14 protein-coding genes are annotated in these 18944 nt (G+C 56.5%); 1 reads left to right on the plus strand and 13 read right to left on the minus strand.

The window, feature by feature from the left end; translation table 11 throughout:
- Positions 1–8: 8 nt before the first annotated feature.
- The 12 genes from DHV10_RS02795 to DHV10_RS02850 form a co-directional block, all read right to left on the minus strand.
- Positions 9–722 (minus strand): acylneuraminate cytidylyltransferase family protein, encoded by a 714-nt coding sequence (locus tag DHV10_RS02795; RefSeq protein WP_109484779.1) that lies wholly within the window; start codon positions 720–722, stop codon positions 9–11.
- Positions 719–2047 carry an ABC transporter ATP-binding protein gene (locus tag DHV10_RS02800; protein WP_109484780.1) on the minus strand — a complete coding sequence of 443 codons (1329 nt, stop codon included), beginning with the start codon at positions 2045–2047 and terminating at the stop codon, positions 719–721. The genes DHV10_RS02795 and DHV10_RS02800 overlap by 4 nt, the downstream gene beginning before the upstream one ends.
- A gap of 26 nt (positions 2048–2073) precedes the next feature.
- Positions 2074–2889, minus strand: coding sequence for an ABC transporter permease (locus tag DHV10_RS02805; RefSeq protein ID WP_109484781.1), 816 nt, complete (start codon positions 2887–2889; stop codon positions 2074–2076).
- 23 nt (positions 2890–2912) lie between these two features.
- A complete protein-coding gene (locus tag DHV10_RS02810; RefSeq protein WP_109484782.1) occupies positions 2913–4145 on the minus strand; it encodes a carboxylate--amine ligase in 1233 nt (410 codons plus the stop codon).
- Between the two features lie 15 nt (positions 4146–4160).
- A complete protein-coding gene (locus DHV10_RS02815; RefSeq protein ID WP_109484783.1) occupies positions 4161–5528 on the minus strand; it encodes a polysaccharide deacetylase family protein in 1368 nt (455 codons plus the stop codon).
- A gap of 158 nt (positions 5529–5686) precedes the next feature.
- Complete coding sequence (locus DHV10_RS02820) at positions 5687–6919, minus strand: glycosyltransferase family 4 protein (RefSeq protein WP_109484784.1); 1233 nt, start codon at positions 6917–6919, stop codon at positions 5687–5689.
- A 74-nt stretch (positions 6920–6993) separates the two neighbouring features.
- Complete coding sequence (locus DHV10_RS02825; protein ID WP_109484785.1) at positions 6994–8313, minus strand: nucleotide sugar dehydrogenase; 1320 nt, start codon at positions 8311–8313, stop codon at positions 6994–6996.
- Positions 8314–8353: 40 nt separating this feature from the next.
- Complete coding sequence (gene asnB / locus DHV10_RS02830; RefSeq protein ID WP_109484786.1) at positions 8354–10240, minus strand: asparagine synthase (glutamine-hydrolyzing); 1887 nt, start codon at positions 10238–10240, stop codon at positions 8354–8356.
- Between the two features lie 15 nt (positions 10241–10255).
- Positions 10256–11530: an AGE family epimerase/isomerase gene (locus tag DHV10_RS02835; protein ID WP_109484787.1), complete on the minus strand. Its 1275-nt coding sequence runs from the start codon at positions 11528–11530 to the stop codon at positions 10256–10258.
- A 37-nt stretch (positions 11531–11567) separates the two neighbouring features.
- The gene (locus tag DHV10_RS02840; protein WP_109484788.1) at positions 11568–12542 is read right to left on the minus strand and encodes a glycosyltransferase family 2 protein; all 975 of its coding nucleotides are present in this window, start codon (positions 12540–12542) and stop codon (positions 11568–11570) included.
- Positions 12543–12558: 16 nt separating this feature from the next.
- Complete coding sequence (locus tag DHV10_RS02845) at positions 12559–14364, minus strand: asparagine synthase-related protein (protein WP_109484789.1); 1806 nt, start codon at positions 14362–14364, stop codon at positions 12559–12561.
- 78 nt (positions 14365–14442) lie between these two features.
- The gene (locus DHV10_RS02850; protein ID WP_109484790.1) at positions 14443–15660 is read right to left on the minus strand and encodes a glycosyltransferase family 4 protein; all 1218 of its coding nucleotides are present in this window, start codon (positions 15658–15660) and stop codon (positions 14443–14445) included.
- Positions 15661–16140: 480 nt separating this feature from the next.
- Between DHV10_RS02850 and DHV10_RS02855 the strand changes: the two genes are divergently transcribed.
- Positions 16141–17829 (plus strand): hypothetical protein, encoded by a 1689-nt coding sequence (locus tag DHV10_RS02855; RefSeq protein ID WP_109484791.1) that lies wholly within the window; start codon positions 16141–16143, stop codon positions 17827–17829.
- A gap of 12 nt (positions 17830–17841) precedes the next feature.
- On the opposite strand, the gene DHV10_RS02860 is transcribed toward DHV10_RS02855, so the two are convergent.
- Complete coding sequence (locus DHV10_RS02860) at positions 17842–18921, minus strand: glycosyltransferase family 2 protein (protein ID WP_109484792.1); 1080 nt, start codon at positions 18919–18921, stop codon at positions 17842–17844.
- Between the last annotated feature and the right edge of the window lie 23 nt (positions 18922–18944).

An 18944-nucleotide genomic window follows, 5' to 3' on the forward strand; every position in this document is an offset into this window, starting at 1 on the left:
TTTGTCGCTTAAGCTTGGTTGCGAATCAGACCGAGCAGCACTTCAGCGAACGTCATATCTTCCGGTGTGTCGATATCCACTCCGTGCCGCCAATCGATCTCCCACCCCGTTCGGTTCGCGATGTGAAAGGTTCTCAGCTCGCGAATGACCCTCGTCTTGCCCCACCAGATCGCGCCAGTCGGACAGAACAGCTCCGGCAGATCCTGGCTGCGTGCGCTCATCTCGCGCGGAAACAGCGGATCGAGCATGAAGCTGCTTTCATCGCGCCTCATCGCCCACCAGGGGTTCTGCCATCCGTAGCGAACGATCGAAATCTGTGAATCCGCTCCGCTCTTCACAAACTGTTCGAAACTCGAGACCAGATCCCCAGCCGTCCTCAGCGGACAGTTGGCCATGAGTTGCGCGACAAAGTCGTACTGACTTCCGTCCGGATCAAGTCTCTCCAGGGCGTCAGCAGTTGCCGCAGAAACAGGGGTCACATCGTCAGAAATCTCTCGAGCCCGCAGAAACGGCGTCTCCGCCCCATACTTCGCTGCCACCGCTGCGATCTCTTCGGAATCGGTACTCACCACAACGCGTTCGAATAGTCCGCTGCTCGCGGCCGCCTCGATCGTGTAGCCGATCAGCTCTTTGCCGCCGAGAGGCCTGATGTTCTTGCCCGGAACGCGTTTCGATCCTCCTCTAGCCGGGATGATCGCAATTGCAGTTCGATCTGAACTCATCGGCTTAACACTGAATCGATCTGCTTGTTCTGCACACGCTCCCCGCTCAGCGAGACAGGAGCGACCGTCCCGTCGGGCAGATGCCACTCATACGGTACGATCACTGGCGTGGAACTCGACGCGCGAGACACAAACTCACCCGCAAATCCATACTCCGCAAGATCGCCGACGACGTTGAAAAACGCTACGTCCGAGTAGTCGAGCACCCGGTCGTTTCCGTTCTTTGTCCTGATCGACATCTTTACGGAATAACTCTGCGGAAGCAGCGGCACTGCCTTGAAGCGACAGGCCATTTTGCCCGTCCCCTGCAACACAGTCGGACGATTTCCATCCAGAAGCATGTTCGCCGTAAAACAGGTTCCATTCACTCCGTTGATCGCCAGAATGATGTAGGGCTGCTCGAGCGGCTTAGCGGCCGAATACTCTAGCTCTACGATCATGTCCGCCCCGGGCGTGAACTGAGCCGACTCAGCGCCCGTTGCGTCTCTCAGCACCACGCGTCGCACAGCAAATCCGTACTCATCGCTTTGCGAGGAGAACTGCGACGAAGCCGACATCGCATTGAAGAAGTTCTCGACAACCTGATCGACGGCGCCATCCTCGCGCACACTGCCGTTCTCCAGCCACACCGCCCGTCCGCACAGATTTCTGACCGCTTCCAGGTTATGGCTCACAAACAAAACCGTCCGTCCGCTTTGCGCGAAACTGCTCATTTTTCCTAGGCACTTCCGCTGAAACGCGGCATCGCCCACCGCCAGCACTTCATCTACAATCAGAATTTCCGGGTCCAGGTGCGCAGCCACGGCAAACGCAAGCCGCACATACATGCCGGAAGAGTACCGCTTCACCGGCGTATCCAGAAACTCGCCGACCTCCGAGAATTCCACGATCTCATCGAACTTGCGGATGATCTCCGAACGCTTCATGCCAAGGATCGCGCCATTCAGGAAGATATTCTCGCGTCCGGTCAATTCCTGATGGAACCCTGTGCCCACCTCCAGCAGGCTTGCCACCCGCCCGTTGATCCGGATACTCCCTTCGGTGGGAACAGTGATCCTGCTCAGCAGCTTAAGCATGGTGCTCTTGCCGGCGCCATTCCGCCCGATAACTCCGACCACCTCGCCTCGCCTCACCTGCAGCGACACATTGCGAAGCGCCCAGAACTCCCGCGTCCGCTTCGTGTAAACCTTCTTACGCATCGTGGCGAGAGGCGCACGCAGGGCGCGCTCAATCACGTGCCGCAGTCCTTCGTCCTGAGCCTTGAGCTTATCCACCTCATACTTCTTGCCCAGGCCTTCAATGGAGATCGCAATGTCTGGATGCATGTCCTGATCGGGTCCGTATCGACGGGTCAAATGATGTCGGCAAATGTGCGTTCTGTCTTCCTGAAATACCAGACCCCGCTTGCGAGCAGGAGGCCTACCTCAACAGTGGCGATTCCAATAGACGGCAGGTAAGCCTGCGGCAGACCAAGAATGCACCAGCGAAAACCGTCAATGATGCCGACCATCGGATTCAGTGCATACAGCAGCCGGAATCGCTCCGGCACCACGCTGCTCTGGAAACCCACCGGCGAGATGTACAGCCCAAACTGAACGACAAAAGGAACGATGAATCGAAAATCTCGATACTTCACCATCAGAGCTGCAACCCACAGGCTCACTCCAAGAGAGGCGCCAAACATAAGCACGACAAAGAATGGCACAAGGAACACCGCGACCGGCGGCAAGAACCTGAACCAGATCATCAGCGCGATCAGGAACACGCACGAGATCATGAAATCAACCAGGCACGTACTTACGCTGCTCGCCGTGATGGTCATTCGCGGAAAGTACACCTTCGACACCATGTTTGCATTCGACACTAGGCTGTTTCCGGCTTCGGTGAGAGCCGTCGAAAAGAAGAGCCATGGCAGCATCCCACAGAACACAAGCAGCGGATACGGCACTCCTCCCGCAGGCATCTTTCCCAATTTCCCGAACACAATGGTCAAAACCGCAAGGGTCAAAAAAGGCCTGATCAGCGACCAACTCACGCCGACCGCCGTCTGCTTATAACGCACGAGCAGGTCACGCCAAACGAAAAAGAGAAACAGCTCGCGATACCGCCACAAGTCGCGCCAGTACTGACGCTCAATCCGTCCGGATTCGATTACGAGCTCTGACATGACCCTTCTAAATTCCCGCCCTTTTACTTCTGAAACTTCAGATACTTCTTCGCTGCCAAATACGGCAGCATCACCAGTTCAGCCAACGATGGCAGAGGATCGCCGGCGTTGAATACGGACTCGACCCTTGTAGCCCGCAGCGACTTCACATACGTCGAAATACCCAGACTTCCGTGGAACATATCCGAAATAGCAGTCGGGATATCGCTGACCATTCGAAGCCATCCCACTCCAGCCCTGCCGCGGGATGGTTCGACCGGCAGCCCCATCTGGTCCGCGTAGATCATGTACGGAAAATCCACTCCCGCCGCTGAACCGATTGCATGAAAACCCCACGGCCGCGCATTCACATCGAGAAGTTTGTATTCACCCGACCTTGGGTCCCGCTTGTACTCGATCTCCACCAACCCATGAAATTCGATCGCCTTCAGGAATCGCTCCGACAAGTCTTCGATCTCCGGCGCGTCAATCGTCTCCACGTAAGTAGCGGCCCGCCCGAACTCCCGGGGATGCTGGCGGGCGCGGCGCGCCGTCAAGACCGACACCGGTCTCCCGTTCCGCACGAAGGCGCAGTAGGAGTATTGTGTCGTGCCGTCTCCGGGCACGATCTCCTGGATCAGAATCTCCTCCGGCCTGATTTGCGCGATCGCTTTCTCATAAAGCGACTGCAACTCCTCCGGCGTGTTTGCGCGCCATGCCTTCGCACCCGTTGCGTAGAAAAAGTTCTCTTTCACAGCCGGCTTCACCGCTAGCGGCAGGCGCGGGAAGAGAGCCGGGATCTCGTCAAGCGACATCGGGTTAAACGTCATCGGGCACGGAATCCCCAGCTTTTCTGCAAGCTCGTAGGTCTTCTTTTTGTCCCACGCCCATTCAACGCTCTTCCAGTCTCCCGTCGTCACGCGGAAGAACGGCGTGAGCTCGTCGCGATACCGTGAAAAGGCCGCCACGTTTTCGTCTCTCGTTGGAAACAGAACCCAGTCCCGCAGATTGTACCGACGCCCCACCTCAAGAACGGCGTCTACGGTCTTGCGCTCGTCCAGGATGCTCTCTACGCGAATGACCTTAGCCGCATACTTTGAGAAAGACGAGATGCAGTACTGATCGTCAATGATGTACACCGGGATGCCGCGCCGCCCCAGGCTTCGCGCGATCGCAAGGCCGGGGTGGTCCCCGCCTACGACGAGCGCGCCGATTTTCTGACTGCCGGCTGCCGCTCTACTCTCGATTGCACGGGGCTCCTGGGGAATGGTTGCCATATCTCTCGCGATCACTTAGTTGCCGTAGCGGCTCACTTGAGTGCTGCCCGCCCTGGTCTGCACTAGGTGCTCCATAACGTCCTTTCGGCCTGATAACGCCGGCTGCTCGACCTCATACACCAGCCGATCGCCTTCAAGGTGCGCATAAGCGACCCGCGCGCGAGAGTCTCCACCCTCGATTGTCCAGCCGTTCGCTCCCTGAACGAGTTTCATCTCCGCACGCTTCCGCCACCACTCGTTCACCTTACCCGGAGTTGCGATCCACACGGCTTTCTGCTCGCTCAAGTCCACAATGTGGTGCAGCAGTTCCTCGTAGACCACGCGTTCGTGATCCCTGATCACATAGTCCGGGTGAACGATGAAGCTCATCAATCCAGACTTCTCGCAGATCATGCTCGTCTGCTGTCTCCAGATCTTCGTCGAGTAGTCGCCAAGAATATTGAATAGCGTGTAGTCCTGGATTGTCGTCACCGGGATCTCGAGAATGCCTCCAATAAAATACGGCATGATCGTGCAGCAGCCCCCGCGCTGCGGATCCAGATGCGCTACATTCGGCACCGACATGTCATACGCAAAATCCAGCTGGTCGTACCAGACCTGCTTCCGGTAGAGCACCCCTGCCCGGAATCCCCGCGTCTTGTACTTCCTGCCGTACTCGTTGATCTTCGCAGCCCTCTCAACGAACTGCTCCTTACTCTTGTAGAGGTGGCCGTCATGATTCAGATCGTGAACCGCGACTTCGTGCCCTCGCTGCCGAATCTCCTCGAGAAACTCAGGACTTACGACATATCGCTCTTCAGGAATCACCTGAAACGACGCCTTCACCCCAAAGGAGTCGTCGATGTCCATCAGCGTCTTGCAGAAAGCTCGCCCCGCTTCTGTCTCCACATCATGCGTCATAAGCGCGCAGCCCTTGTGCCCATCCGGCCAGAACCAGATGAACGGGATCTCCTTCGCACCGGTGGCCCGCAATGACAGAACCAGAATCTGCTCGAGCAGGTTATCGACGGAGCAGTCCACCGGCCATCGCGGAAAAGCGAGTTTGTCCCACCCGCGCAGATAGATCTTCTGCAGGTGTCGGCGAGCCGCGACCGGGAGCATCGGGCGAACCAGATAGTAGGGTATCGAGAGAAACGACATCGCGCCTTTGCGCCACTGCTCCGCGTACGCCTCTCGAAAGGAGTTTTCCAGAACCTCCGACAAGTCGAACGGCAGTCTGACCTTGCCCTCCTCCAGGACTACTTCTAACGCGGCGTTGGGCATCGACGATGTAACCATCTCTGCCGCAGATCGTCCCGACTTGCGCCCAAACAACGTCGTGTCACAGCCAAAATTGAAGTATCCGCTCTCGAGCGAAAGAGCACTGTCGGATACGATCCGCACGGCGTCCTCAGGACACCTGAAGTAAGTTGACAGATAACTTCCCATACCTTCGTCTGCTCGCTCTGGCGGACATCTCGAATCCGTGTCCGATACCGCCCCGTTATTCTTATCTCGTCTCCGGTTGCACCGCTCCGATGTCAGTTTGAGTCCAGCACCTCCTAGGCCGCATTCTGCGCAGTTGCTGAGGCATTCGGCTTTCCGCCTGCCCTCTTCTCAAATGCCCGATCATAAGCTGCCAGTAATCCTGCCTCAGAGTACTTCCACGCCAGTTTCTCCTGCACCCGCGCCTGACCGATCTCACCCATGCGCGCCCGCTCCTCCGGATGATCCAGCAGCCAAAGCAGCTTCGCAGCAAAGTCCGGCACCTGATTCTGGCTATCCGCATAGAGCGACGCTTCACCCGCCGTATACCGCCCCTCTTTCAGGTCGAACTGCACGATCGGCTTGCCAAGCGCCATATACTCAGCGATCTTGATCATGGTCGAAATATCATTCATTTCGCATGGCTTGTCAGGATTCACGCAAACGTCGGCCGAGGAGAGAATCTCGAGCAGCTCTTCATCTGACACGCGTCCGGTGAAGGTGAAGTAGGCTTCCATCTTTTTCGTAGCGATCAACTCACGCAGAGACGCCAGGCCAGGTCCCCCGCCAACGCAAGTGAACTGAATATCAGTCCTGCCGTTCTTATGGATATATTCCGCAACATCTACCAGGATCTCCAGCCCCTCCTGCGCGCTGATAGTGCCCACATATCCCACCATCCACTTCTTGCCTTGCTTCCTCTCTTCGCGTGCTGGGACAGGCCTGAACTTTTCGAGATCAGGGCCATTTCTTACAACAAAAACATCCTCGGCTCTGCGCTCGCCCCTGCTCACTGCAAGCGCTCGGTAGCTCTCGTTCGTCGACATCACAACGTCACTGTTGAGAAACGTCCTCTTCTCCAGCCAGACCTGAATTTTGTAGAGCACATCCTCTCGCTCGTATTTCGATATGTAAAGTTCCGGACTTGCGTCGTGATGATCGAAGATGTACCGCACACCAAACAGCTTGAACGGAAGCGCAACCAGAAAGATGTTGTCCGGCGGATTGCACCCTTGAATCACGTGGAAACCGCGGGCCAGGAACACCCAAACCGCGAAGATGAACTCCCACACGAGCGCCCAGCCGTACTCCCAGATGTAGCCAAAAGCCGAGTTCCCTTCCTGCGGAACTGGATGCCGATAAATGTGCACGCCTTCCAGCACTTCATGGGTACGCGGATATTTCTTGCTTCGCGGACAGATCACCGATACCTGGTATCCCGCCTGCTGCAGCGTACAGGCTTCTTTCCAGACCCGCGTGTCAAACGGCACCGGTAGATTTTCAACAATGATGAGTATTTTCTTTTTCACGGAACTTTCTCTTGAGACACTGAATCATGTGCGAACAAGGACAACGGGCTTACCCACATTACTGGCAGACCTGATCATCTCGCAGTCACAATTTCATTTTGAATCGAAACCTGCTCTTTCCTTTTCATGATCCTCACAAAATCTACAAGCTGCTGATCGCCTTTCATCAGTTCTGTAGCTTTACGAAACTCCGGATCGTTGGTGCCGATCACGACTGTACCCGCATGCTCGAGCACTGCCTGCTGGCTCGCAACCATGAGCTTCGAGATATGCGGAATGCGATTCAAGATGAAATCGCGATTCGCCCCGACAAGCCGCGCGATGTTCACGTTCTTGTCATAGATACGCAGATCGTATCCCTTGCCAATCAGCCGCTCGATCACTTCGATCACCGGGCTCTCCCGAAGGTCATCTGTGCCCGCCTTGAAGCTGAAGCCCAGGATGCCCACCTTCGTGTTTCCCTTCTCGATAATCGCCTGAAGTCCGCGCGCAATCTGAATTTCGTTGCTTGGCAGAATCGAGGTCAAAATCGGGAGCTGCAGATCGTGCGCCTTTGCTTGATAGGTCAACGCTCTAAGATCCTTCGGCAAGCATGATCCGCCGAACGCAAACCCCGGCTTCAGGTATGCCGGCGAAATGTTCAGCTTAGTGTCTCTGCAGAAGATGCCCATCACCTCTTCTGCATTCGTCCCGAACGCATCGCACAGCGTCCCAATCTCGTTCGCGAATCCGATCTTCAGAGCATGCCAACTGTTATCGACATACTTGATCATCTCCGCGTTACTCAGGTCCGTTCGTACCAGAGGCGCATCGAGCTTTTCATAGATCGACGCCAGCATGTCGCCGCTCGCCTCATCGAGTTCTCCGATCACCGTCTTCGGCGGGAAGCGGAAATCCTTCACGGCCGTCCCTTCGCGCAGAAATTCAGGGTTGTAGCAAATCCCGAAATCGCTCCCCGCGCGCTTCCCCGAACTCTCCTCGAGAGTTGGAATGGCAACCTTCCGCATGGTCCCCGGCAGAATCGTGCTCCGAATGACGATCGTGTGTCGACCGGCCTTCGAACGCAGCGCTTCGCCAATCTGCTCGCAGATCCTGCGGATATACCGCAGGTCAAGGTTGCCGTTGGTCTGGCTGGGGGTACCCACGCAGACGATCGACAGGTCTGTCTCGCGCACCGCCTCCTCCGGATCCAGCGTCGCCCGCAGTAGTCCGCCATCAACCGTGCTGCTGATAATCTCGCCGATCTCGGCCTCGACGATCGGAGACATGCCCTGGTTGATGAGCTCGACCTTGTCCCTGACCGGATCGACTCCAAGGACCTCGTGCCCTTCCGCGGCAAGGCATGCCGCTGAAACAGTTCCGACATAACCCAAACCGAAGATACTGATCTTCAAAATGTGCTCCCTCTACTCGATTTCGGCACTCTGCTCACGTCTACGCCACGGCAGGCGCATTCACGCGCATTCCCCGCAGCCACTCTTCCAGAACCACCAGGCTGAACAGAATCTTGTGGTGATCATGGCGCCCTGCCAGATGATCGCTATACAAACGCTTCACCGGAGAAGGGTCTAACATGTCGAAAATGGCAGAACCCGAATCCTCAAACGTTCCCGCCATTCCACCTGCCATCGAACCCCTGAACCAGTCATCCACCACGTTCATCGCAAACCCGCGCTTCTTGCGCCTGACAATCGCTTCAGGCAGGAACTTGCGCGAGACTTGCTTATGCATCCACTTGCCCACCCCGTTCCGTACTTTCAGATTCGCATTCAGCCTCTCAGCGAACTCAACGACATCCTTATCCAGGTACGGCACCCGGAGTTCCAGGCTATGCGCCATCGAAAGCTTGTCCGCGTACATCAACAGCTCATCGGGCAGGGTAGACCGGACTTCCAGAAATTGCAGCCTGCCCAGATCGTCTTGAGGAGCCAGCCTCTCCAGATCTGCCCAGCACGTTTGCAATTGATCCTCTGACGAGTTCCTCAGCGCTCCGTCCCGGAACAGCGATCCGATTTGATCCGCGGGCAAGAGCGACAGAATTCGCTCGATGCGGTTTCCATTCCTGCCGCTCGACAGCGCATACAGTCCCCGCTTGAGCGTCTCGTTTCGCGGAAGCGCTCCCAACGCGTGCTCTAACGAGCCACGCGCCCATCCCGGCAATGCAGCATAGGTCGTCCCATAACGAGCACCCAGGTGACGCTTGTAGCCCCCGAACAACTCATCAGGTCCCTGCCCCACGAGCCCGACCTTCACATCCTTGCGCGCCCGCTTGCACACAAAGTACATCGGAACTACCGATGAGGTCGCAATCGGCTCCTCGAGCGAACTCACGATATTGTTCAGTTCCCTTTCGAAGTCCTCACGGCTGATGCGCACGCCGGTGTGTTTCGACTTCAGGATGCGCGCCGTATCGGCCGCGTCCTCCAACTCATCATCCGCGAAGCTCTCGCCATACCCAACGGTGTAGCTGTGCCAGTCGTTGCCGTTCTCGTTCATCAGCGCAAGCAGCAGCGCCGAATCGATTCCCCCACTCAACAGCAGCCCCAGCGGCACATCACTCATCAGCTGCCTTCGCACTGCCTGCCGGTACAGTTCCAGCAGTTCCTCGCCTGCTTCGCTCGCCCTCTTCGCCGGCGTAAAGGGCTTCGGCGAGAAGCTATACCACCGGCTAGTCTCAACCTTGCCATTCTCTGCTACAAGCTTGGTGCCCGGTGCCAGCTTGTGCACACCTTTCAAAGCCGTATACGGCGACGGCGTAAAACGATACTGCAGAAACAAGCTGATCGCGTCCGGATCGGGCTCCGGCTTTTCAGCCATCGTCGCAATCACCGGGCGTATCTCAGATCCGAACCACAACGATCCTTCGTTCGCCCGGTAGTACACCAGCTTGATCCCGAAGGCGTCGCGAGCAACCAGCAGCCTGCGGCGGCGCGCGTCCCACACCGCCAGCCCAAACATTCCGTTCAGGCGGTTCAGTACCTCATCCCCCCACTGCTTATATCCGTGAACAATCACCTCGGTATCAGAGCGAGTCCGGAACACATGCCCGTGACCTTCAAGCTCTTTGCGCAGTTCAAGGAAGTTATAGATCTCGCCGTTGAACACAACCCAGACGGTCTCGTCCTGATCAGACATCGGCTGATGTCCGCCGGAGAGGTCGATGATTGACAGCCGGCGGAACCCCAGACCGACCGGACCGTCCAGATGGTAGCCCTCATCATCCGGACCGCGATGACGAATCGTTCCTGCCATCGCCTCAATCTCTCGACGGTTCACCGGCTCCTGCCGGCCGAAATTGAATCTTCCGCAAATTCCGCACATGCCCGTCTGTGCTCCTTAAGCTCTTGAAGCTTGCCCCTGTGCCTCTCGCGAGAGCACCAGGCAAAGGCTGCGAAACAGTTGCGCTGATGCCCAGCGATGCATAGGCGTGTTATCCCAGCCGAGATACAACTGCCGGCTCCGGAAAGACCCTTCTCTGGTCTGCCATCTGTTCAGAATGTCATTGACCGTCGCTTCCAGATTCCTGTCCAATGCCGGGAACCGCCCGCGAAGCAGCATGGCCAAATTGATGCACTCTGCATAGTCATACAGCTCCCGCTTGTACACCGTGAGCCGGGGCGCCTTTGAGAATGGCTTCGGAATCCCCTGCTCATCGAACAGATTCTGCGTGTAGTAGGCGACGCCTCTCTCAATGGCGCTGGTGCAGTCTCGGTTTCCCGTCAACGCCTCGATCTTTGCGAGGGCCTTCATCACAAAGCAGGTGTGGAAATGATCCACAAACGACCGCTTCCCATCCCGCGCATAGAACCAGGAGCCATCCGCATTCTGCGCTTCTAGTACAAAGTTCAGATTTCTTTCCGCAATGGGCTCGTAGCTCTGGTCTGAGAACTCGTGCGCCGCGCTCGTCAGAAGCCACGCGCGGTACGCATTGGCATTGACCACCAGCAACGAATGCTCCGGAAACGGCGTGTATGAGCATGTCGAAGCGGTATTCGAGAACGGCACATCTTTGTAGTCCGAAACCGCATGACGAGCGATCGATTGAAGAATCCGGTACCATTCCGGGTTCCCATCCATCCGGTAAACCTGCTGGAAGGCTTCGAAAACGTAAGGGACCGTCGTGATCAGTGGAGTCCCGGACGGTATCGTCCCGTTGATCGTCTCCCAATGGAATGGGTACCCCCAGCAATACTCGTCATATCCTTCACAGCGCGTCTGCTTCAGCACTTCCAGAAAATGGACTGCTCGGCTGTAAAAAGGCTCGCTCCCAAGCGCCTCCGCCAGGTAGGCGAAACCCATCGCATAATGCGCGTCGCCGATCGGGACTCTCTGCGGCTTCCAGAAGAGCTTCCTCGCTGACGGTACAAATGCCTCTGAAAACACAATCGGCAACACAGCGAGCGTTCCCAGCTTCTTGTTTGTGTAATAGAGCTGCTTTGCCCGCCTGCCTAGGGGACCGGAGTAGTAGGTCTGGAAGTCATACGACTCCTCGCCATAATGGTCCAGCCACCCGACAAAACGAAGCACCGCATCCTGAATCCTGCTCACAGGCAGCTGCGAGACAGCTTTCGCGGATGAAGGAACAACCTCGGCTTCAGTACTGATGCTCATGCAAAATCCCGCTAGAATTCTTTCTTCCCATGAAGGCTTAAGACTGGACGTGATCAGCCGTCCCCTGCTGCGCCCGCTGAGGCTGTGAAACCGGAAGCAGCCCGAAGCTGTCGATTTTCTTGAACCGCACTAGAGACGACAAAATCGCCTTGAGCTTCATCATCTGCTCGCGTCGGTGGAAGCGCATCAAGTTCTCCGGTACCACCCGCTTCTCGCCCGTGAGGAGCGCAGTGAAGTATCCCGCGAACAGCATCACTCCCCCGATCACGAATGGCCGCTTGCGAAGCTGATAGGTGCAGCGGAAGATTTCCCACAGGGGATGCCCGCCCATGTAGTAGTCTTTCTTGCCGTACGTGAAGCTCTTCCCGATCTTGTTGTGATTGGCCGTGCCTAACACCCGGTGATGATAGAAGCAGCGCTCCCGAAACGATCTGGTCTTCCATCCCATCATGCGCGCCGTCGTTACTGCGATCCAGTCAATGCCGCCGGGCTTGCTTGGCGTGTAGCCGCCGATCATCTCGAAGCATTCACGCCTGAAAATCTGGCACTGGCCCGAGACATAGTTTTGCCCCTCGAAGCTGTCCGTCTCAGAGCAATACCCGGGCTCGCGGAAAATCGTTCCGGCTACGCCCAGATCGGGATCCTCCTGGAACTTGCTCATCAGGTATTCAAAGTGGTCCTTCTCGAGCGTCACGTCCGCATCCAGATTTCCGATCACTTTGTAATCGATACCCGCGAGCCGTTCCTGACCCGCCTTGAACGCATATACCTTCGCAGCAAAATTCCTTTCCTGCCGCACTGGAAGATTGACAACCTCGATCCAGTCAATTCCCTTGGCCGCCTCCAACGCCGCTTCGCCGGTATCGTCCGTTGAGCCATCGTTCACGATGACCCACTTCTCCGGCCGCAGAGTCTGCGCCGCCACTGACTCGATAGTGCCCCGGATGAATTTGCCTTCATTACGCGCCGGCGTAATCAGGACGTACGGCATGGAGGACCGAGTTACCTGCATTCTGTGCCTCCCTCCTTCAGTCCACAAATAGCCGGTGCGTCAGCTCCAGAGTGAGCAGCCGGTTCAATTCGATCGTATAGTTCCCGTTCCCTTTAAGGTGCGCGTCTACAATGCGTTTCACCATCCCCGGATCGAGGTATGGACGCGCCAGGGAACGCGAATCCAGCAGCATCTCCCGCACATAAGCACCCAGGTAATCCCGGTACCAGGGCCGGAAATGGAAGATCTTGTGACGGCCGACCCAAATCCGCTCGAAATGTACAAACCGGAAGGCATGGTCCAGCTTCGCCAGCCATTGCGGCATTCCGTAGTCATACGCATACTCGGCCTTGAACGAGAACTCCAGCGCTGCCCGGGTGATGTACCAGTTCAGCCCCTGGGTGCCTCGATCTGTCCGAAGCGCTGCCAGAGCCGGATTCCCTGCCAGCAGCAGTCGTAGCCGGCTGTCCTGGTTGATGTTTTCCACCTTCGGCGCCCGGTAAACCGTCCTGACAAGGTCGTTATCCAGATACGGGGTGCGCACCGCCACCTGCGTCTGTTCCAGCGATAGAACTCCGAAGTGGTGCCAAGGCGACTGCCGGAACGCTACGAAGGTTGATTGGTTGCCTTCAAGACAGCGCTGGTAGCTCTGACCAGCCTTCACCAGCCAGGTCGACAAATCGCTGTGGTAGAGTCCCGGCCGCGGCTGCACGGCCTTGAACATGACATCCTGGAGCAGAATCTCACTGCCGTATGTGCCCACCATGCGAACGGGCGCGATCTCCCGCGCCTTCTCATTCACGTACAGATCCGGCGACCGGCCCATGTCTACGCATGCATCCGTCATATATACAGTGCGTTCGGCATACCGGGGAAAATTCTTGAGGAACTCTTCTCCTGTCGTGATCACCTCGTGCCGCTGGTGACAGATCTGTGCCACCTTGCGTGCCAGTTTCACGTCTTCGTTATCCCGGTACATGCTTCCGAACGTGTAGCAAGGCAGCGAGCCGGGCTCAGCGTCGTGCCACGCCATAATAATCCGGGTATCCAGGCCGCCGGTCAGCGAAACGCCGATGCGCTCTGAGCCTCCGAAATACCGGGATAGGTTCGTGGTGAAAGCGCCCCGCAGAGCATCGAAATATTCGCCTGCGGGCAGGGGTTCCTGGTTTTCCCACTCTGAAGGCTCGAAGTAGGGCTCCTTCCTTTCAAGCGCTCCGTTCCGGAACGAGTACGCTGAGCCCGGCGGCAGCACACTGATACCGGGGAAGAGGGTGCGGTTGTCCAACACGCATCCGCATACGATGAACTCGCCAAGCCCCTGCTGGTCTATCCTCCGCAGTTTCGGACAAACCTTCAGGATGGCCTTGGCTTCGGCAGCGAAGTAGAACGCGTCTTCGCCCTCGTAGCAGTACAGCCGATGCAAGCCATACCGATCATTGAACAGCAGTGCCTGACCCTGCGATCGATCTGCAACCAGGCCGTGAAAGCGCCCGTTCAGCTGCTTCGGAAAATCCTTCTCTTCCTCGTACCGATGCACAAGGTACGAAGGTCCATCGCTCGACACTTTGTGTCCACGATCCTGCAGTGTCTTGTAGACTCCCGGATCCGGAAACTCTTCCCCGGAAAACAGCAGCGTCGTATCGCCGCTCTCATTCCGGATAGGCATCTCTTCCGCGAAAGAGCCGCGTCGCGCTACCCAGGCCGCATAGACCCCGACCGAATCATCGCTCCACACTCCCGATGTGTAAAACGGCTCGTGCAACATGGTTTTCATCATGTTGCAGACCGTCTCCTCGGCCCACATCTTCGGCCGTTTAGTGATGATCCCGACTAGTCCTGGCATTGAAAGAGCTTTCCTTGAAATGTAGATTTCGTTCGTTACGTGAACGCGATGCGAGTGCTTGGTTCATCCTGAATTGTGCTACGTGCTGTATTCCAGTTCCTTCGACCGCGTCAGCCGTTCATACACCTGGACTGTCAGAAGGGCTGCCTTGTCCCACGAATGGCTCGCCTGGACAAAGCTCCTGATCTTGCCTCGTCGTTCGTCGAGGTTCCTGTACAACTCGCTGGAGAAATACAGCTCGATCGAACGCGCAAGGTCTTCCGCGTCTGCCGGCCTGCAGATAAAACCCGTCTCTCCCTCCACAATGTCATCGGAGAAAGATCCAACGTTCGTAGCAATCACCGGCAATCCAAAGCTGTAGGACATGAACAGAACGCCGCTTTGGAAAATCTGGGTATACGGGAGCACCAGCACGTCCGCAGCTTTGAGATAGACTTCGATCTCATTGTCCTCGATGAATTTTGCATGTTGAACAACGCGGTCTTTGACGTCGCTGCTTTCGATCACCGACTGGATCGCGCGCCACTGCGTCTCCGCGTCCTTCATCGGCTCGCCAGCGATAATAAGCCGATACCTCGCATCATTGCGGCTGACCCGTTGAAAGGCATCCACAAGCAGATCGACTCCCTTGTAGGGCGCGATTCTCCCAAAAAATAGAATCGCCTTCTCTTCAGGTTTGAGTCCGAGACTTCGCTTGGCTTCCCTGGAACTCAGCGCCGTTGCAGGAACAACGTCATAGGTGCCGAAAGGGATAACGCAGACGTTCCGCTCCCGCACTCCAAAACTCTCGATCAGTTGCCGCTTCATCAGTTCCGTGTGAACAAAGATCTGATCGACATTCCGGTACTGAAATCTAAGCGAGAGCCGATTCAGAAACGAGTCGGACCCATCTCTTTCAGCCGCATTGATGTTGTGTGCGGTGAACACCACCCGCTTGCCGAGCAGTTTGTAGTACAGCAACAGAATCGTCCTGTCGAAAAGCGGAATACGGTAATTCCATAGGATATGAAACACCTTTGCCGGCGTCGTCGCCGCATACATCATCAACCGCCAGTAGACCTGCAGGAACGTCAGTAGCTTGGCAATCTTGCCCCGCCCTGCCTTCGGGCTTGCATAGAGCGTCAGAAAATCGAGATTAGATTGAACACTCGCTCCATTGTCCTTCATCTCGGCGTTGCAGATGACGTCCACCTGAACGCCCATGCCGGCCAGACTTCCCCAGAGACCGCTCGCATAATGCCGATCGATTCCACCGGTGAACAGCGCTACTTTCTTCAGTGGAACCTCTTCCTGCACGATTTTTCCTCAGTTATGGCTGGGCCGCAAAATAAGCTGGCATTCACGCTTGTTGGTTTGTTTGCCCAGTATGGGCGTGCTATCCTCAGGTCAGTTCCCGGGTCAACAAATTGAATACTTAACCCTAAAGAAGTCTGGGAACTTCGGCCGTGCACCTGATTTCAGACCTGGCCTACTGGGAAACCCGAATTCCCGTTTTGAAACACCTAGAGCAAGCCTTGGCCGCTGAATCCGGAGCAATTGTTTGATTCCGCTGCATTTATCCAGATCCGTTTCCGCCTTGCGGATCTTAAACCTGACTCCCTGCTCGTAACTCAAGTAACCTCCGGGCGGTTCGTGGGTGCAGCAGTTTCATCACTTGCGTACTATCCTCGAAACAACCGTCAATGCCGGTTTTAAACGCAATCCAAGGCGGATTGGCAATCCCCCAAAGGTGGCGTCGTATAGGCACCTCGGTGCCAATAAAGGAGTTGCTCGATCGTGAAGAAGCGCTTTGCCATTTTTCTTCTCTTCGCAAGCCCACTGATCTTTTCTCTTACAGCTACATCGCAGTCCTGCACCAGCGCTGTCTGCAATGCAGCAAGCCCCGGTGAGTCCGACGTCCTCGCCGCACTCCCTTCCAGCAACAACAGCAACAGCACCGTCGTGGTCAACATCCCTTCGGGTACCGCCGCCTGGAACACCGGCTTCAAATACTCGATTCCGGCAGCGGTCACTAACCTGACAATCCAGGGCGCTACCAATGTGAACTGCTCTGGAACAGCCGGCACCTCAAGCTACAGTTGCTCTGCAAGCGATGCCACCGTCATTCAGGATTCTTACCAATCCAATACGTCTCTCATGACGTTCGTGACGGGAGGCTCCAGCTCCTACTTTCGAATCACCGGGCTCACTCTCGCTGGCGGCAGCATCGGTGGCTCCTACCCGAAATACAACGGCATTGTGCAGATCCTGAGCGGAACAACGCAGAACTTCCGGATCGACCACAACCACTTCAACGATGCGACATACTCCCCTGCGAACCAGCCCGTCTGGTTCAGAACCTTTGCTCCAATCGCAGGCGTCGCGGACCATAACCGGATCGATCAGACGTCCACTGCCTATCCGTTCACCTTCGCGATCGACGGAGCCATCGGCGACAACATCGGCAACGCTGACGGAACCTGGGCCAAACCAACCGCCTGGGGTTCTCCCACTTCCTTCTACATCGAGAGCAACTACATGACCGGCGGAGTCATAAACGACTGCGGTGAAGGAGGCGCGTTCGTCGCCCGTTACAACACCTTCGTCAACGCCACCGTGGCTATCCAGACTCACGCCACTAAATCGACTGCTGGTCCCGCACGTGGCTGCCGTATGTACGAGGCTTACCACAACTACATCGTCGGTCCCACCGGCGCAGGTGCCCTCGATGCAGCGGTGGGTTCCAAGAACGGCTCCGCTCTTATCTGGGGCAACACAATGGCATCCGGATACTATCGCTTCTTCCACGGATGCACCGACAGAAACTGTGAGACAAACAACGAGGTCGCCACACCGTCAGGTTGGGGTTATTGCGGAACAACCCCATTTTCAAACGGTATCGGTTCTCCCTGGGACGGCAACACCGACCTTGCTAGTGGGTATCCATGCCTCGACGGTCTGGGAAGAGGACAGACTACGCAGTCTCTGAACGGCAGTGATTTTCCTGGACGACTCAACGCGGCAACAGGCACGATCTCGTGGCCACAGCAATATCTCGAACCCATTTACCTGTTCATGAACAACCTGAGCGGACCGCAGTACGGGCAGGAGATGCTCATCAGCGATACGTCTTCGCAGAACAATCGTGACTACTACTTCGATTGCGGTGCGTTGAACTCGACGTGCACTGGTGGTTTCACCGGTTCCGCAGGCACGGGTTTTGGACCCCTATCTGCAAGGCCCGCAACCTGCAAAGCTGGTGCCGGTGGAACATACCAGAAAAGTCCTACTGGATCCTACGGAGTGGCGTACTTTGCTACCGACGCAAACGGCGGCAACGGCGAACTGTACGTCTGCTCTTCCACGAATACCTGGACGGGGATCTACCAGCCCTACACCTTCCCTCACCCTCTCGTGAGTGGGACGGTCGCCCAGACCCCCAGCGCGCCTCCCGCCCCAACCGGACTTGTCGGATCTGTCCTCTGACTTCCGCCAGCTTCACTTCCGGGGTGCCAGGATATTTTCTGGCACCCCTTTCAATTTAGCCGGATTCTCCGACTTTTCCTCCGCTCTGAAATTCTCGACTTGGTAGAGCGCCTTGTCTAGGCTCTGCCGGCAGTTGTATTTGACTTTCGTAAGGAATACTTGCGCACCCTTCGCCCGCTTCTCTCCAAACACCGAAGCGAAGATCGAGTGCTTCCAGGAGGGATTAATTTTGAGTCCCCCTCCCAGACTATGGGCCATATCAGCTGCCTTGTTCACGAGGTCGGGTCGGTCGGGATGGAAGAAGTGCACCCAGTTCTGCAGGTAGTTCACGCACGCTGCCCGGACTCGATCGCTATCCTCCAACGACCGAATGTAGCGAATGTGAAGCTCCATCGATAGCCACTGGGCCACCATCTTTTCATCCGATTGACCAATGTAGCTGAGCCTTCCTGGGCCCGCTTCTCGGTAGTAGACTCTCGCCTCAGGCACGAATCGCACCTCTTGGCTGGCTAGCAACACGCGGCAGAAGTACTCGCCATCATCATCCCCAAGCAGCCTCGTATCCCATGGTCCGGCCGCTTCTGCCAGTTCGCGGCTCACAAGCCACGTCCCCGTCTGCATAAACAAATTGAACTGCATCTTCCGCACCAACCACTCCAGCGGGCTTAGATCGCACCATAGAGCAGTCGGAGTGAATGTTGTTCTGTAATAGCGATAAAGAAACTTCCCGAAGCTGCCCGAAACTAGAATCCGCTTGTCGGGCGAGCTACCCAACGCCCTCATTTGCATCTCGATCTTGTCTGGAGCCAAAACATCATCCGCATCGAGATACTGGATATAGTCACCCCGGCTCATCTGTAATGCCTTGTTGCGGCTCGCAGCAGCACCCAGGTGCTCATTCGCGATCACGCGCACTTGCGCTGACTCGAATTCGCGCGCGATCTCAAGGGTACCGTCGCTCGAGCCATCGTCAACCACGATGATCTCCTTCGGCTCCCATGTCTGGGCCATCGCTGAACGCAGAGCGTCCCGCAGCCAGAGCTTTGCGTTGTAAGCGGGTATGAGAATTGATACTAAGGGTCGTCGTGCCATCTGATCCCTTCAAAATCCAGTCG

It is taken from the genome of Occallatibacter savannae (genome assembly GCF_003131205.1).
Classification (GTDB): domain Bacteria; phylum Acidobacteriota; class Terriglobia; order Terriglobales; family Acidobacteriaceae; genus Telmatobacter; species Telmatobacter savannae.

Excerpts from the sequence above, each read along its gene's own strand:
- DHV10_RS02835 (WP_109484787.1), bottom strand. The coding sequence starts at position 11,530 with ATGAGCATCAGTACTGAAGCCGAGGTTGTTCCTTCATCCGCGAAAGCT.
- asnB (WP_109484786.1), bottom strand. The coding sequence starts at position 10,240 with ATGTGCGGAATTTGCGGAAGATTCAATTTCGGCCGGCAGGAGCCGGTG.
- DHV10_RS02840 (WP_109484788.1), bottom strand. The coding sequence starts at position 12,542 with ATGCAGGTAACTCGGTCCTCCATGCCGTACGTCCTGATTACGCCGGCG.
- DHV10_RS02800 (WP_109484780.1), bottom strand. The coding sequence starts at position 2,047 with ATGCATCCAGACATTGCGATCTCCATTGAAGGCCTGGGCAAGAAGTAT.
- DHV10_RS02860 (WP_109484792.1), bottom strand. The coding sequence starts at position 18,921 with ATGGCACGACGACCCTTAGTATCAATTCTCATACCCGCTTACAACGCA.
- DHV10_RS02795 (WP_109484779.1), bottom strand. The coding sequence starts at position 722 with ATGAGTTCAGATCGAACTGCAATTGCGATCATCCCGGCTAGAGGAGGA.
- DHV10_RS02810 (WP_109484782.1), bottom strand. The coding sequence starts at position 4,145 with ATGGCAACCATTCCCCAGGAGCCCCGTGCAATCGAGAGTAGAGCGGCA.
- DHV10_RS02845 (WP_109484789.1), bottom strand. The coding sequence starts at position 14,364 with ATGCCAGGACTAGTCGGGATCATCACTAAACGGCCGAAGATGTGGGCC.
- DHV10_RS02805 (WP_109484781.1), bottom strand. The coding sequence starts at position 2,889 with ATGTCAGAGCTCGTAATCGAATCCGGACGGATTGAGCGTCAGTACTGG.